Raw genomic sequence first — 14,825 nt, forward strand, 5'->3', positions numbered from 1 at the left:
CGCGTGCGAAGAGCGCAAGGAATCGCTCCGGTCCGTCTTGAATCTGAATCGCGCGGCCGATCAAGAGTCTAGACGAAAATTGAGGCGACAGTCAGAAGGTTTGGCCGATGCCGGCATAGACGCCGAAGGAGGTGCCCCCGGGATATTTCTTCAGCGGCACGGCGACATCGAGGCGCAGCGGCCCGAACGGCGTCGCATAGCGCAGGCCGATGCCCGCGCCGGCGCGGATGTCCTTGAAATCGGGCACTTCGTCAGTCGAGACCGTGCCGACGTCGATGAAGGGCACGACGCCGATCGTCTCGGTGACGCCGATGCGCGCCTCGGCCGTGGCCGCGACATAGGAACGACCGCCGAGCAGCTTGTTGCGGCCGTCGCGCGGCGAGATCTCCTGGTAACCGTAGCCGCGCACCGTGCCGCCGCCGCCGAGGAAGAAGCGCCGCGTCGCCGGAATGTCCGAGAGTTCGTCGCCGCCGATGATCGTGCCGGCGGCAAGCTTCCCCGCCAGCACGAAGCGTTTCTCCTCGCCGAACGCCTGGTAACCGGTGATCGCGCCTTCGAAGCTGGAGAAGAAGGTGCCGCGCTCGATCTCGTAGCTCGGCTTCGCATTGATCATCGCGCGATAGCCTTCCGTCGGGTTCAGCTTGTCGTCGCGTGTGTCGCGCACATATTCGATCGGGATGGCGAGCGTGAGGTACTTGTTCTTGCCGAAGGCATCCTCGACATCGCTCCACATGACCTCGCCGCCCGCGCTGACCGTATCCCTGTCGGAAAGCTCGACGCTGACGCCGGCTGCGGCCGTGGTGGTGAACGCCTTGTAGGCATCGGGATCGACGATCGAGGCCTTGAGGCTGGCATTGAAGGTCGAGGCTGGCCCGAACGCCCCGGGCTTGGAGAAGAGGATGCCCACCGAATAGTCGAGATTGCCGATATCCGACTCGCCGATCCGGTTGACCGACCCTTCGAGGCGCAGGGATTCGGCCTGGCCGAAAAGATTGCGGTGGCCCCAGTAGCCCTGCAGGCCCAGGCCGTCCGTGTTCGAATATTGCGCGCCGACGCCGAAATAGCGGTGCTTGCCTTCGGAGACCTCGATGGTCATCGGCAGCGAACCGTCCGGCGCCAGCTTGTCGGCCTCGCGGATCGTCACGCTGGAGAAGACGCCGAGCGTGCGCAGCCGCTCGGCCGCCTTGGTAAGTGCTTCCGGCGAATAGGGCTGGCCGGCATTGATGCGCGAATAGCGCTGCACGAAATCCGGATCGACCGTCTTGGTGCCGGAAACGCCGACCTCGCCGACGGGCGCGACCGGACCGCCCTCGGCCGCGATCACCACGTCGACGGTCTGCGTCTTGTGGTCCGCCGTCGCGTTGCGCTCGGTGAGCCTGGCCAGCGGCCGGCCTTCGGCCTTCAGGTCGACGACGACCTTCTCGCCGGCCTTCAGGATGAGGGTGGAATCGGCCCGCGCGCCGGGCACCAGCCCGTAATCAGCCGGATTGCGCCCCTCCGCATCGCCGGAGAAGGCGACCTCGCCGAAGGTGAAGGCCGGACCGGGCTCGACGCTGATCGTCACCGGAACGGCGCCACGCTGGTTGAATTCGGGATTGGGCGGCAGCGAATCGAGGTCCTGCCCGCCGACCGTCACGGTCACCACGCCGCCGTAGCGGGCCTTTTCATAAAGCGCGGCGAGGATGCGGTCGCGGTCGTCGCGCGCCTTGATGACGAGGCCGAGATCGCCGGAGACCGGCGTTCCCTCGTCCTGCTTGAGACGCGCGGTGTTCTCGATCGCTTGCTTGAGGTCGTCGTCGTCCGTGCCGGGATCGAGCGTCAGCGTGTAGTTCACGGGATCGATGACGGCGGCGGCCGCCTCCTCGTCGTCACCCTCGAAGAACTTCATGCCGAAGAGCTCGAAGGCAGAGGCCGGCGGAGCCGACAAGGGACCACACACCAGCGCAGCAGCAACCGCGAGCGCGGTGCCAGCTCTCAGAAACGCAATACTCTTTTCCGGCCGGTTCACTTTATCCCGCATCCGCAGCTATCCATCGCCTTTCTCCTTCAGGTGCGGTGCGCGCGGCGGACCGACAGCTTTCCGTCACAGACTTCAGGCGCCCCGTCTCATACGGAGCTTTCAGGCAGGAAAAGACCCTAACGCGTTAGGTTTTCCGTAATGTTAACGGCGGTTTTACACGGATGGAGACAAGATTTGAAGCACCGCAGCGGTGATTTTACGCCACACCCGTAAAAGCAAAAGCCCCGGAGACACTCCGGGGCTTCGCATAGGTTGCATGAACCGACTATCAGTAACCTGACGGGCAACGGTCGATGTAGCGGCGGCCGTAGCGGTCACGGTAGTAGCACTGGCCCGGCTGTTCGGAGACGCTGCCGATGACAGCACCCGAGACACCGCCGATGGCCGCGCCGACGGCGGCACCGCGCACGTTACCCGTAACCGCGCCACCGATGATCGCGCCGGAGACGGCGCCGATACCCGCACCCTTTTCGGTCTGCGTGCAGCTGGCCACGGCCAGGCCGACCAGAACGAGCGCAATGACTTTCTTCATGAAGATGTTCTCCAAAGTTGAGCAGCGGCCACGTTTGCCGGGTCCGCCCTATCCCCTTCTACTCAGGCAACATACCCCGGCCGTCTTCAACGGTCAGGTTTGTCCAAGGTCGAAAATATACCCGGAAATCGGGAAGTCCATGGCATTGAAGTATTTTTTTGGCGTGCGAATAAATATCGTTTCCATTTCGTTTGATTGGCCCCAACACTTCGACCGGTCACGAGAAATTTCGCGGTTGCCTGAAAGTACCGGTTGATCGCCGCCGCAAAAAGTCAAATGATATGACTGTTGATGCCGCACCGGCGGTCGGAGGAACGGCCGGCGGCATTCCCGCTACGAATACAGTGCAGACAATGCTGGTGTCGTTTGATCCCAGGCCCGCGTCGTGAGGACGCCCGCTGCATGTGACGTCGGATCGATCGCCCCAGCGGACAATGAACCGCCAGGGAGGAACGCATGGCGAAAGTGGCAATGACCGTCAATGGCCGGAAGGTGAGCCGCGAGTGCGAGGACCGCACGCTGCTCGTCCATTTCATTCGCGACCAGCTCAGTCTCACCGGAACCCATGTCGGCTGCGATACGTCCCAGTGCGGGGCCTGCGTCGTGCATATGGACGGCAAGGCGGTGAAGAGCTGTTCGATCCTGGCGGCCCAGGCCGCCGGCGCCGAGATCCTCACCATTGAGGGCCTTGCGGCCAATGGCGAGCTGCACCCTGTCCAGGCCGCCTTCAAGGCCAATCACGGCCTGCAATGCGGCTTCTGTACGCCCGGCATGGTGATGAGCGCGGTCGACATGATCAACCGCTACGACGCAAGGCTCGACGAGAAGACGGTGCGGGAAAACCTCGAAGGCAATATCTGTCGATGCACCGGCTACCACAACATCGTGAAAGCCATCCTGGCCGCCGCCGCGGAAATGGGCGCGGCAGGCCGGCAGGCAGCGGAATAGGCGTTAGGCAATAGGCAGTAGCCAGCAGGGCGGCCAATTGCGCGACGGTGAAATCCCCAGCGCCTATTGGCTAACGCCTACTGCCTCACTTCTCTGGAGGAGATGAAGATGGGTGTCGAAGGCATCGGCGCGCGTGTCGCGCGAAAGGAAGACAAGCGGTTCCTCATGGGCCAGGGCCGCTACACGGACGACATGTCCGTGCCGGGCATGCGTTATGCGGCCTTCGTGCGCTCGCCGCATGCGCACGCGAAGATCAGGAGCATCGATACGTCGGCGGCAAAGGACATGCCCGGCGTCATGGCCGTGCTCACCGGCAGAGAGATGCTCGACGACGGCATCGGCAACCTGATCTGCGGCTGGATGATCCATTCCAAGGACGGTTCGCCGATGAAGATGGGCGCCTGGCGGCCGATCGCGCACGAGACAGTGCGCTATGTCGGCGACGCCGTCGCCGTGGTTGTCGCCGACAGCATGGGCGAGGCGCGCGATGCGGCCGAGGCCGTCCTCGTCGACTACGAGGTGCTGCCGGCCGTCACCGACGCCGTCAGGGCACTCGAAGCCGGCCAGCCGCAGCTCCACCCCGAGGCGCCCGGCAACCTCATCTTCGACTGGCAGCTCGGCGATTCCGACGCCACCGATGCGGCCATCGCCGCGGCCGCCCATGTCACGGAAATGCGGATCGTCAACAACCGGCTCGCGCCGAACCCGATGGAACCGCGCGCCGCGCTCGGCATCTATGATTCCGCCGAGGACCACTACACCTGCTACACGACCAGCCAGAACCCGCATGTCGCCCGCCTCGTCATGAGCGCCTTCTACAATGTCGCGCCGGAAAACAAGCTGCGGGTCATCGCCCCGGATGTCGGCGGCGGTTTCGGCTCGAAGATCTTCATCTATCCGGAGGAGATCGTCTGTCTGTGGGCCTCCAAGCGCGCGGGCGTGCCGGTGAAATGGACGAGCGACCGCACCGAGGCCTTCCTCACCGATGCGCACGGCCGCGACCATGTCTCGACCGTCAAGATGGCCTTCGATGCCGACAACCGAATCACGGCCCTGAAGGTCGACACGATCGCCAATTTCGGCGCCTACATGTCGCTCTTCTCCTCCTCTGTGCCGACCTATCTCTATGCCACCCTGCTCTCCGGCCAGTACGCCATCCCGGCCATCCATGCCAATGTGCGCGCGGTCTACACCAACACCGCCGCCGTCGACGCCTATCGCGGCGCCGGCCGGCCGGAAGCGACCTACCTGCTCGAACGCACCATGGAGACGGCCGCGCGCGAGCTCGGCGTCTCGCCGGCGGAGCTTCGCCGCATCAACTTCATCCGCGCCTTCCCCCACCAGACGCCCGTCATCATGAATTATGACGCCGGCGACTACGAGGCCTCGCTGGAAGCCGCCATGGCGGCCGCCGACTGGACCGGCTTTCCCGCCCGCAAGGCGGAAGCCGCAAGCCGCGGCATGAAGCGGGGCATCGGCATGAGCTGCTATATCGAGGCCTGCGGCATCGCGCCGTCGGCGGCGGTCGGCTCGCTCGGCGCCGGCGTCGGTCTCTGGGAATCGGCCGAGGTGCGCGTCAACGCCGTCGGCACGATCGAGGTTCTGACCGGCTCGCACAGCCACGGCCAGGGCCATGAGACGACCTTCGCCCAGCTCGTCGCCGAACGCTTCGGCGTGCCGATCGACAGCGTCTCCATCGTGCACGGCGACACCGACAAGGTGCAGATGGGCATGGGCACCTACGGCTCGCGCTCCGGCGCCGTCGGCATGTCCGCCATCGTCAAGGCGCTCGACAAGGTGGAGGCCAAGGCCAAGAAGATCGCCGCCCACCTGATGGAGGCCGACGAGAGCGACATCGTCATCGAGAACGGCGCGCTGAAGGTCGCCGGCACGGACAAGTCGGTGCCGTGGTTCCAGATGGCGCTGGCCGCCTATACCGCGCACAACCTGCCCTCCGGCATGGAGCCGGGCCTCAAGGAAGGCGCCTTCTACGACCCGTCCAACTTCACCTTCCCGGCCGGCTGCTACATCGCGGAAGTCGAGGTCGATCCGGAAACCGGCAAGACGACGATCGTCCAGTTCGTCGCCGCCGACGATTTCGGCAACATCATCAACCCGATGATCGTCGAGGGCCAGGTGCATGGCGGCATTGCCCAGGGCATCGGCCAGGCGCTGCTCGAAGGCGTGCACTACGATCCGGAGACGGGCCAGCTTCTGACGGCGAGCTACATGGACTACACCATGCCGCGTGCCGACGACCTGCCCTCCTTCAAGGTCTCGCACCAGGTGACGCCCTGCCCGGGCAATCCGCTCGGCATCAAGGGCTGCGGCGAGGCGGGCGCCATCGGCTCGCCGCCGGCACTGATCAACGCCATCACCGACGCCATCGGCAACAATGACCTCACCATGCCGGCAACGCCCCAGAAGGTCTGGGCGGCGGCGCTGGCCGCCGGCAACTGACGGAGGACGCCATGTACGCCACGAATTACCATCGCCCCTCCTCGATCGCCGAGGCCGTCGCCCTGCAGTCCTCTTCCGATGAGGCGAAATACGTCTCCGGCGGCATGACGCTGATTCCCACCATGAAACAGCGCCTCGCCGCCCCGTCCGATCTCGTCGACCTCCGCCACATCGCGGAGTTGAAGGGCATCTCCGTCAACGCCAGCCGGGTGCGCATCGGGGCCGGCACGACGCATGCCGAGGTCTCGGCCTCGCCCGAGCTTGCGGCCGCCTGCCCGGCGATCTGCCACCTCGCCGCCCATATCGGCGACCCGCATGTGCGGCATATGGGCACGATCGGCGGCTCCATCGCCAACAACGACCCGGCCGCCGACTACCCCTCCGCCATGCTGGCGCTGGGCGCGACGATCGTCACCAATGCCAGGGAGATCCCGGCCGACGACTTCTTCACCGGCCTCTTCGAGACGGCGCTGGAAGACGGCGAGATCGTCGTCGCGGTGACCTTCGACATGCCTGCGAAAGCCGCCTATTCCAAGTTCCCGAACCCGGCCTCGCGTTATGCCATGACCGGCGTCTTCGTGGCGAAGGCGCAGGACGGCGGCGTGCGGGTGGCGGTGACAGGCGCCGGCGCCAACGGCGTCTTCCGCCATGCCGGGCTGGAAGCCGCGCTTTCCGCCGACTGGTCAGCCGATGCCGCAGCGGGCGTGACCGTCGATGCCGGCGACCTGCTCTCGGACATCCACGGCAGCGCGGAATATCGCGCCAATCTCGTGAAGGTCATGGCCAAGCGCGCCGTCGCCGCCGCCTGACCCCTCGAAAAACTTGAAACTGTTCGATTAAAAGGACGGTTGAGGCCGTCCTTTTTTCATGCAGACTTGACATGCATCAACAGGAAATGGCCTTTGGGGGCTTAGGATACATTGGAATGGTTCAAAGGTGGCGCCGATTTGCCGCAGCGGATACCGTTGCGGGAAAAGGGCGTCTGATATAGCCGACTGAACGACCGCCAACGATGATGATGTCCGGGTTTCCGCCGGACAGGAGACTCTGGATGGACTTCGAGACCTACTTCAAGAACGAGCTGGACGGCCTGCATCAGGAAGGCCGCTATCGCGTTTTCGCCGACCTGGAGCGCCAGAAGGGCAATTTCCCGAGGGCGACCCGCCATACGGCGAACGGCCCGCAGGACGTCACGGTCTGGTGCTCGAACGACTATCTCGGCATGGGCCAGCATCCCAAGGTGACCGAGGCGATGAAGCTCGCCATCGACCAGTGTGGCGCCGGTGCCGGCGGCACCCGCAACATCTCCGGCACCAACCACTATCACGTCATCCTTGAGCGCGAGCTCGCCGACCTGCACGGCAAGGAATCGGCCCTGCTCTTCACCTCGGGCTATGTGTCCAACTGGGCCGCGCTCGGCACGCTCTGTTCCAGGATCCCCGGCATCATCTGTTTCTCCGATGCCGGCAACCACGCCTCGATGATCGAGGGCATCCGCCATTCGAAATGCGAGCGGGTGATCTGGAAGCACAACGACCTGAAGGACCTCGAAGCCAAGCTTTCCGCCGCCGATCCGAAGGCGCCGAAGCTGATCGCCTTCGAATCGGTCTATTCCATGGACGGCGACATCGCCCCCATCAAGGAGATCTGTGACCTCGCCGACAAATACGGCGCGATGACCTATCTCGATGAAGTGCATGCCGTCGGCATGTACGGCCCGCGCGGCGGCGGCATTGCCGAACGCGAAGGCCTGATGCACCGCCTGACCCTTATCGAGGGCACGCTCGGCAAGGCCTTCGGCGTCATGGGCGGCTACATTGCCGGCTCGGCGGCGCTCTGCGACTTCGTGCGCTCCTTCGCCTCCGGCTTCATCTTCACGACGTCGCTGCCGCCGGCGATCGCTGCCGGCGCGGCCGCGGCCATCCGCCATCTCAAGGAAAGCCAGGTCGAACGCTTCGCCCACCAGGAGCGCGTGCGCAAGCTGCGCAGCCTGCTCGACCGCAACGGCATTCCGCACATGCCCAATCCGAGCCATATCGTGCCGGTCATGGTCGGCGATGCGGCCAAGTGCAAGTGGATCTCGGACCTGCTGCTCGACAATTTCGGCATCTACGTCCAGCCGATCAACTATCCGACCGTACCGAAGAAGACCGAGCGCCTGCGCATCACGCCGACGCCGCTGCATGACGATGCCGATATCGAGCACCTCGTCGGCGCCCTGCATTCGCTCTGGTCGCGCTGTGCGCTCGCCCGCGCCGTCGCCTGACGGATCGGCGTAAGCCAGCACTATCCGATGAGCCCGGCGGCCACCCGCCGGGCTTCTTCGTCCGCGGCAAAGACATCGTCCATGGACGCGGCCGGCGGCAGATGCGTGAGCCTGTCCATCACCGCCTCGGCAATATCGGCCATTGCGAGGAAACCGATGCGCCCGCCGACAAAGGCATGGAACGCCACCTCCTCGGCCGCATTCATCACCGCGCCCTGCAGGCCGCCGCGCTCCAGCGCCGTGCGGGCCAGGCGCAGCGCCGGGAAGCGCTCTTCATCCGGCGCCTCGAAATCGAGCCGCGACAGTTTTGCGAAATCCAGCCGGTCGACATTGAGCGGCGAACGCCCGGGATAGGTCAGCGCATAGCCGATCGCCGTGCGCATGTCCGGTGCGCCGAGCTGCGCCAGCACCGAGCCGTCGACATAACCGACCATAGAATGGATGATCGACTGCGGATGCACCACCACCTCGATCTGGTCCGGCCTGACATCGAAGAGGTGCTTCGCCTCGATCATCTCCAGGGCCTTGTTGAACATGGAGGCGCTGCCGATCGAGATTTTGAGGCCCATCGACCAGTTGGGATGAGCCCGGGCGATATCGGCGGTGACATCGGCCATCTGCGCGCGGCTCCAGGTGCGGAACGGCCCGCCGGAAGCCGTCAGCACGATGCGCTCGACCGCGTGGCGCTGGTCGTCCTCCAGCGCCTGGAAGATCGCGCTGTGTTCGCTGTCGACCGGGATGAGCCGCCCGCCGCCCGCAGCGACGGCCCGGACGAAGAGGTCGCCGGCCGAGACGAGGCATTCCTTGTTGGCGAGCGCGATGTCCGCGCCCTTCCTCGCCGCCGCCAGCGTCGGCGCAAGGCCGGCCGTGCCGACGATCGCCGCCATCACCCAGTCCGCTTCGCCGGAGGCCGCTTCCAGCAGCGCCGAGCGTCCCGCCGCCGCTTCGATGCCGCTGCCGGCAAGAGCCTCCTTCAGCGCGCCGTAGCGGCTCTCGTCCGCCGTCACCGCCATCCTCGCCCCGCAGTCCTTCGCCTGCGCGGCGAGGAGATCGACATTGCCGTTGCCGGTCAGCGCCAGGACCTCGTAGCGATCCTGCCCGCCGAGCTGTCGCACCACGTCGAGCGTGCTGGTGCCGATGGAGCCTGTCGAGCCGAGAATGGTGATGCGGCGCTTTTGCCGCGCGTCGGGAGCCATGGTGAAGTCCGCGATTTTCTTGTTATCGACAGAAGGCTCTACAGGCGAAAGACGCCTGCAACAAGTCATGGAAATGCTGTAAAGCGAAGGCTGCGCCCGTCTTCGCAACCCCGCGGCTTGACCTTTTCGCCCGGACGGCCATAACGTCCCGGCAAAGCGGTCTTCCGCGCTGACGCGATTGGAGAAATCTGTGCACCGACGCCTGAGAGTATGGACCCTCGCCTGCCTCGCCTTCATGGCGGCAGCTCCGGCCTATGCCGACGAGCCGGTCCCGGGTGGTCTCGGCGGCACCTGGCTTGCCGAGGATATCGGCGGCAATGGTGTCATCGACGACCTGCAGACGACGCTGGAAATCAAGCCGGACGGCTCCTATGGCGGCAATGGCGGCTGCAACACCTATCGCGGCAAGCTGAAGGTGCAGAACGGCAACATCGCCTTCGCCCCCGCCGCCGCGACGCGCAAGATGTGCGCGCCGGCCATCATGGACCAGGAGCAGAAGTTCTTCGACGCGCTCGGCACCGTGACCTCGTGGAAGCTCGAAAACGGCATCCTGCACCTGACGGGCAAGGAAGGCGCACCCGCGATCCGCCTCGCCGGCCTCAAGAACAACACCGACATCGTCATCCGCCTGCCAGGCCCCGAACAGAGCGTGGCACGCGAAACGATCAACTACCAGTGCGACGCTGAGCAGCGCGTCGTCGTCGAATACATCAATGCCGGCGCCAATTCGCTCGCCGTCCTGAGGATCGCCGAAGAGACGGTCATCGCCGCCAACGTGCTCTCGGCCTCCGGCGCCAAATATGCCGGCGGCCAGTATGAATGGTGGACGAAGGACGACGAGGCAACGCTCTACGACCTGACCGGGGGCGAGAACGCGCCGGGCGTCAGCTGCCGCAAGACCGGCTGAGCCGGCCGGTCATTGGAGGGGGACATCGCATGCCCACATTCCGCGTCGGACAGAAGGTCGTCTGCATCAACGACCGCTTCAAGAACGTCTCGATCGACCAGGGCATCCGCAAGGGGCAGGTCTACACGGTCCGCTGGACCGGCCACTACCGCCACTATGTCGACGGCGACTTCTACGGCATCAAGCTGATGGAGCTCTACCGCGGCAAGGACGATGGCCCGGAAGGCTACGGCGCCGACGACATGCCCTTCCGCGCCAGCCGCTTCCGCCCGCTCGTGTCCGATCGCATCCGCAGCCTCCTCGGCCTCAAGGCCCCGCAGCCGAAGGTCGTCACCAAACCTTCGATCGTGCCGTCCATCCGCACCAAGCCCCGTGTCGTCACGCCGGAGCGCGAGAAGGAAGACGTCTGACGACATTCGGGGAACGGTGACCCCCCGCGCGACTCGACTCCACGACTTGGGCACGCGAGGGAGCAATATCCGCACGATGGAGGCCCCCATGCGCCACCTCATTCTTGTCGCCGCCCTCGCCTTGCTCGGCGCCTGCACCGCCGACCGCCCGGCAAACTGCGTCGTCACGCCCGCCGACCTCGTCGAGTGCGAGGCGAAGTAAAGGCCGTGCACAGGCTGAATGATCAGGCCGACGTCACCCTTTGAAGGTATCTTGGACGAAAGGCCACAAGCATGGCGGCCGCACCGCATCCTCTGCGCTTGCGAACAGCGCGCCGCGACTCAGAAGCAAGTGGTGATCCCGCCGCGATTCGAACGCGGGACCCCCAGATTAGGAATCTGGTGCTCTATCCTGCTGAGCTACGGGACCACTGATTGCACCCATACAAAAGCCGGGGCTTTTAGCCAAGTGGTTTTCAGGCCGCGAGGCGGCTTTCGGCGAGCTTGACCCAATAGCTCACCCCATGGGGGATGGCATCGTCGTTGAAATCGTAGGCCGGGTGGTGCAGGCCCGCGCTGTCGCCGTTGCCCAGGAAGATGAAGGCGCCGGGGCGGGCGAGCAGCATGTAGGAGAAATCCTCGCCGCCCATCATCGGATCGAGCGACGGGTCGACCGCGGCCTCGCCGGCGATCTCGCGCGCGACGGCGACGGCGTGGCCGGTCTCCTCGGGGTGGTTGGCCGTGACGGGATAGTTGCGGTGGTAGCCGACCGTGATCTCGGCGCCGTGGGCGGCCGCAAGGCCGTCGCAGATCTGGCGGATGCGGGTTTCCGCCTCCTGGCGCATCTCGGCGCTCAGGGTGCGCACGGTGCCGGCAAGCTGCGCCGTCTCCGGGATGACATTGTGGGCGAAGCCGGCGTTGAACTTGGTGACGGAGACGACGAGGGACGCGATGGGATCGGCGACACGCGAGACGATGGTCTGGAGCGCGGAAACCACCTGGGCGCCGATGACGATCGGATCGACCGTCTTGTGCGGCAGGGCGGCATGGCCGCCGCGGCCCCTGACCGTGATGCTGAACTCGTCGGTCGCCGCCATGATCGGGCCGGGGCGTGTGCCGAAGGAGCCGACCGGCATGCCCGGCAGGTTGTGCATGCCGTAGACCTCGGCAATGCCGAAGCGCTCCATCATGCCTTCCTTGACCATCTCGTTGCCGCCGCCGCCGCCCTCTTCGGCCGGCTGGAAGATGACCGCGACATTGCCGGAGAAATTGCGCGTCTCAGCAAGGTATTTCGCCGCACCGAGCAGCATGGCCGTGTGGCCGTCATGGCCGCAGGCATGCATCTTGCCCTTGGCGGTCGAGGCCCAGGGTTTTCCGCTCGCCTCCTCGATCGGCAGCGCATCCATGTCGGCGCGAAGGCCGATCGTGCGCCCCTCGCCCTTGCCGCGGATGAGGCCGACGACGCCCGTGCGGCCGATGCCGGTCACGATTTCGTCGACGCCGAATTCGCGCAGCTTCCCGGCCACGAAGGCGGCGGTCTTTTCCACGGCGAAGAGGATTTCCGGCTCCCGGTGGATCTGCCTGCGCCATTCAGCGATTTCGTCCTGCATCTCTGCGGCGCGGTTGAGGATGGGCATGCAACACTTCCTGTCATTTCGGCCGCAAAACCGGCCATCTGCATTCGATGGCTTTGCCATCACGGTGCCATATAGGTTAAATAGGGCGACGGTTCGAGACAACTCCCGATTTCGAGGACACAGCCTTGCAGATGAACGGACGAACGACGCGCCGGAGCGCATGGTTTTTGGGCTCCAGCCTGCTGCTCGCAGCCACCCTTCTGGCAACCGCGGCAACCGCCGCGCCGCGCATCCTTGTGGACGTCAACACGCTGAAGGTCATCGAGCACGAGGATGCCTTCCAGCGCTGGTATCCGGCCTCGCTGACCAAGCTGATGACCGCCTACACCGTCTTCCGCGCGATCAAGGCCGGCGAGGTCTCGCTGGAAAGCACGGTGACGATGACGAAGAACGCCGCCGCCGAGCCGCCGAGCAAGATGTACTACAAGCCCGGCCAGAAGATGACGCTCGACAGTGCGCTGAAGATCATCCTGGTGAAATCGGCCAACGACGTCGCCGTGGCGATCGGCGAATCCGTCGCCGGTTCGGATCAGGCTTTCGTCGCCCGCATGAATGCCGAAGCTGCCCGCATCGGCATGAGTTCCTCGCATTTCATCAATCCGCACGGCCTGCCCGGCAAGGGCCAGTACACGACGGCGCGCGACCTTGCCGTGCTCGCCGTGACGCTGAAGCGCGAATTCCCGCAATACGCCTCCTATTTCGCGCTGGAAGGTTTCACCACCGGCAAGAAGCAATATCCGAACTTCAACATGCTGATCGGCCGCTTCGACGGCGCGGACGGCATGAAGACCGGCTTCATCTGCGCCTCCGGCTTCAACCAGGTGTCCTCGGCCACCCGCAACGGCCGCAGCGTCGTCTCCGTCGTGCTCGGCTCCGACAGCCTCGGCGCGCGCGCGGACATTTCCGCCGGCATGCTGGAAAAGGGCCTGACGAAGCAGGCGGGCAATGTGCCGACACTCGGCCAGTTGCGCCCCTATGGCGAGACGCGCGACATCGTCGCCGACGTTTCGCAGGAGATCTGCTCGAAACACGCGGCCAAGGTGCGCAGCGAAAGCCGCGACGAGGCCGGGCGCCAGAAGCTCGTCTCGCCCTATATCCATGAGTTGAACCGGCCGCTGAAGCTGGTCTTCGCGGGCCTTATCGGCGGGGACACGGCCAAGCCCGCGGGCAACGAACAGGTCGCCGTCGGCGATACCGGCGGCCTTGCCAACGTGCCGATCCCGATCCCGCGTCCCACGACCTTCTGATTGGCCCTATTTGATTGGAAAGACCATGACCCCTGCTGAGCGGCGCGTGCCGGTTTCCGTGCTGACCGGATTTCTGGGCGCGGGCAAGACGACCCTGCTCAACCGCCTGCTGAAGGATCCGACGCTCACCGACACGGCCGTCATCATCAACGAATTCGGCGAGGTCGGCATTGACCACCTGCTCGTCGAACAGTCGAGCGACGGCGTCATCGAGCTTTCCGACGGATGCCTGTGCTGCACGATCCGCGGCGAGCTGGTCGATACGCTCGCCGACCTGATGGACCGCATGCAGACGGGCAGGATCCAGCCGCTGAAGCGCGTGGTGATCGAGACGACCGGCCTTGCCGATCCCGCGCCGGTGCTGCAATCCGTCATGGGCAATCCGGTGCTCAGCCAGTCCTTCAGCCTCGACGGCGTGATCACCGTGGTCGATGCCGTCCACGGCCTGTCGACGCTCGCCAACCATCCCGAGGCGGTCAAGCAGGTCGCCGTCGCCGATCGCGTGCTGATCAGCAAGATCTCGCTTGCCGATGCCGCGGCGGTGGAAGCGGTGCAGCGGGAGATCGCCGCACTCAATCCGCGGGCGAGCGTCTCGGACATCGACACGCCCGGCCTCGTCGGCCCGGCCCTCCTGGCCAACGGCCTCTACGATCCCGGCAGCAAGATCCCGGACGTCCGCCGCTGGCTGCACGAAGAGGCGCACGACCACCATGATCATGGGCACGATCACGCGCATCACCACGATCATGACCACCACCATCACGGCCATGACCACGGGCATCATCACCATCATGCCCACCAGCACGCCCATGACGTGACCCGCCACGACGCGACGATCCGCTCCTTCAGCATCGTGCACGACCGGCCGGTCGATCCGATGGCGCTGGAGATGTTCATCGATCTCCTGCGCTCCGCGCACGGGGAAAAGCTCCTGCGCATGAAGGGCATCGTGCTGATGTCCAACAATCCGGAGCGGCCGCTGGTGCTGCAGGGCGTGCAGAGCGTCTTCCATCCGCCGGAGCGCCTTTCCGCCTGGCCCGACCCCGCCGACCGTCGCACGCGGCTGGTGCTGATCACCAGGGACCTGCCGGAAGCCTTCGTGCGCGATCTCTTCGATGCCTTCACCGGCACGCCGAGGATCGACCGGCCGGACCGCGCCGCGCTGTCCGACAATCCCCTCGCCATTCCGGGCCTGCGCCTCTGATACCGGGCGGGGCAGGCGC

At 65.4% G+C, this 14,825-nt stretch carries 12 protein-coding genes and 1 tRNA gene; 8 read left to right on the plus strand and 5 right to left on the minus strand.

The window, feature by feature from the left end; all coding sequences use genetic code 11:
* Positions 1-91 precede the first annotated feature (91 nt).
* Together shn_RS19105 and shn_RS19110 are read right to left on the minus strand one after the other, a co-directional pair.
* Positions 92-2,020 carry an autotransporter assembly complex family protein gene (locus tag shn_RS19105; protein WP_064331829.1) on the minus strand — a complete coding sequence of 643 codons (1,929 nt, stop codon included), beginning with the start codon at positions 2,018-2,020 and terminating at the stop codon, positions 92-94.
* 268 nt (positions 2,021-2,288) lie between these two features.
* Entirely contained in the window at positions 2,289-2,552 is a 264-nt protein-coding gene (locus shn_RS19110) for a YMGG-like glycine zipper-containing protein (RefSeq protein WP_064331830.1), read from the minus strand.
* 456 nt (positions 2,553-3,008) lie between these two features.
* On the opposite strand from shn_RS19110, the gene shn_RS19115 reads away from it, so the two are divergent.
* The 4 genes from shn_RS19115 (at position 3,009) to hemA (ending at position 8,226) form a co-directional block, all read left to right on the plus strand.
* Entirely contained in the window at positions 3,009-3,500 is a 492-nt protein-coding gene (locus tag shn_RS19115) for a (2Fe-2S)-binding protein (protein WP_064331831.1), read from the plus strand.
* Between the two features lie 108 nt (positions 3,501-3,608).
* On the plus strand, positions 3,609-5,960 hold the full coding sequence (locus shn_RS19120; protein WP_064332699.1) for a xanthine dehydrogenase family protein molybdopterin-binding subunit: 2,352 nt from the start codon (positions 3,609-3,611) through the stop codon (positions 5,958-5,960).
* Between the two features lie 11 nt (positions 5,961-5,971).
* On the plus strand, positions 5,972-6,769 hold the full coding sequence (locus shn_RS19125; protein ID WP_064331832.1) for a xanthine dehydrogenase family protein subunit M: 798 nt from the start codon (positions 5,972-5,974) through the stop codon (positions 6,767-6,769).
* A 242-nt stretch (positions 6,770-7,011) separates the two neighbouring features.
* Positions 7,012-8,226 (plus strand): 5-aminolevulinate synthase, encoded by a 1,215-nt coding sequence (gene hemA / locus shn_RS19130; RefSeq protein ID WP_064331833.1) that lies wholly within the window; start codon positions 7,012-7,014, stop codon positions 8,224-8,226.
* 20 nt (positions 8,227-8,246) lie between these two features.
* Here the strand turns inward: hemA and dxr are convergent, their stop codons facing one another.
* Positions 8,247-9,422, minus strand: coding sequence for a 1-deoxy-D-xylulose-5-phosphate reductoisomerase (gene dxr / locus shn_RS19135; RefSeq protein ID WP_064331834.1), 1,176 nt, complete (start codon positions 9,420-9,422; stop codon positions 8,247-8,249).
* 235 nt (positions 9,423-9,657) lie between these two features.
* Between dxr and shn_RS37095 the strand changes: the two genes are divergently transcribed.
* Together shn_RS37095 and shn_RS19145 are read left to right on the plus strand one after the other, a co-directional pair.
* Positions 9,658-10,329 (plus strand): META domain-containing protein, encoded by a 672-nt coding sequence (locus shn_RS37095; protein ID WP_064331835.1) that lies wholly within the window; start codon positions 9,658-9,660, stop codon positions 10,327-10,329.
* A 29-nt stretch (positions 10,330-10,358) separates the two neighbouring features.
* Positions 10,359-10,739, plus strand: a complete 381-nt coding sequence (locus shn_RS19145; RefSeq protein WP_064331836.1) for a hypothetical protein — start codon at positions 10,359-10,361, stop codon at positions 10,737-10,739.
* Between the two features lie 332 nt (positions 10,740-11,071).
* Here the strand turns inward: shn_RS19145 and shn_RS19150 are convergent.
* Positions 11,072-11,148: transfer RNA gene (locus shn_RS19150), tRNA-Arg, on the minus strand.
* A gap of 46 nt (positions 11,149-11,194) precedes the next feature.
* Positions 11,195-12,355 (minus strand): M20 aminoacylase family protein, encoded by a 1,161-nt coding sequence (locus shn_RS19155; RefSeq protein WP_064331837.1) that lies wholly within the window; start codon positions 12,353-12,355, stop codon positions 11,195-11,197.
* Between the two features lie 131 nt (positions 12,356-12,486).
* Between shn_RS19155 and shn_RS19160 the strand changes: the two genes are divergently transcribed.
* Together shn_RS19160 and shn_RS19165 are read left to right on the plus strand one after the other, a co-directional pair.
* Complete coding sequence (locus tag shn_RS19160; RefSeq protein ID WP_064331838.1) at positions 12,487-13,602, plus strand: D-alanyl-D-alanine carboxypeptidase family protein; 1,116 nt, start codon at positions 12,487-12,489, stop codon at positions 13,600-13,602.
* A 25-nt stretch (positions 13,603-13,627) separates the two neighbouring features.
* On the plus strand, positions 13,628-14,806 hold the full coding sequence (locus tag shn_RS19165; protein ID WP_064331839.1) for a GTP-binding protein: 1,179 nt from the start codon (positions 13,628-13,630) through the stop codon (positions 14,804-14,806).
* Positions 14,807-14,825: the final 19 nt, after the last annotated feature.

Origin of the sequence: Shinella sp. HZN7 (assembly GCF_001652565.1) — a bacterium.
GTDB classification, from domain to species: Bacteria; Pseudomonadota; Alphaproteobacteria; order Rhizobiales; family Rhizobiaceae; genus Shinella; species Shinella granuli.

Coding starts and splice junctions, on each gene's coding strand:
- shn_RS19125 (WP_064331832.1), top strand. CDS start 5,972: ATGTACGCCACGAATTACCATCGCCCCTCCTCGATCGCCGAGGCCGTC.
- shn_RS19145 (WP_064331836.1), top strand. CDS start 10,359: ATGCCCACATTCCGCGTCGGACAGAAGGTCGTCTGCATCAACGACCGC.
- shn_RS19110 (WP_064331830.1), bottom strand. CDS start 2,552: ATGAAGAAAGTCATTGCGCTCGTTCTGGTCGGCCTGGCCGTGGCCAGC.
- shn_RS19155 (WP_064331837.1), bottom strand. CDS start 12,355: ATGCCCATCCTCAACCGCGCCGCAGAGATGCAGGACGAAATCGCTGAA.
- shn_RS19120 (WP_064332699.1), top strand. CDS start 3,609: ATGGGTGTCGAAGGCATCGGCGCGCGTGTCGCGCGAAAGGAAGACAAG.
- shn_RS19115 (WP_064331831.1), top strand. CDS start 3,009: ATGGCGAAAGTGGCAATGACCGTCAATGGCCGGAAGGTGAGCCGCGAG.
- shn_RS19160 (WP_064331838.1), top strand. CDS start 12,487: ATGAACGGACGAACGACGCGCCGGAGCGCATGGTTTTTGGGCTCCAGC.
- dxr (WP_064331834.1), bottom strand. CDS start 9,422: ATGGCTCCCGACGCGCGGCAAAAGCGCCGCATCACCATTCTCGGCTCG.
- shn_RS37095 (WP_064331835.1), top strand. CDS start 9,658: ATGGCGGCAGCTCCGGCCTATGCCGACGAGCCGGTCCCGGGTGGTCTC.
- shn_RS19105 (WP_064331829.1), bottom strand. CDS start 2,020: ATGCGGGATAAAGTGAACCGGCCGGAAAAGAGTATTGCGTTTCTGAGA.
- shn_RS19165 (WP_064331839.1), top strand. CDS start 13,628: ATGACCCCTGCTGAGCGGCGCGTGCCGGTTTCCGTGCTGACCGGATTT.
- hemA (WP_064331833.1), top strand. CDS start 7,012: ATGGACTTCGAGACCTACTTCAAGAACGAGCTGGACGGCCTGCATCAG.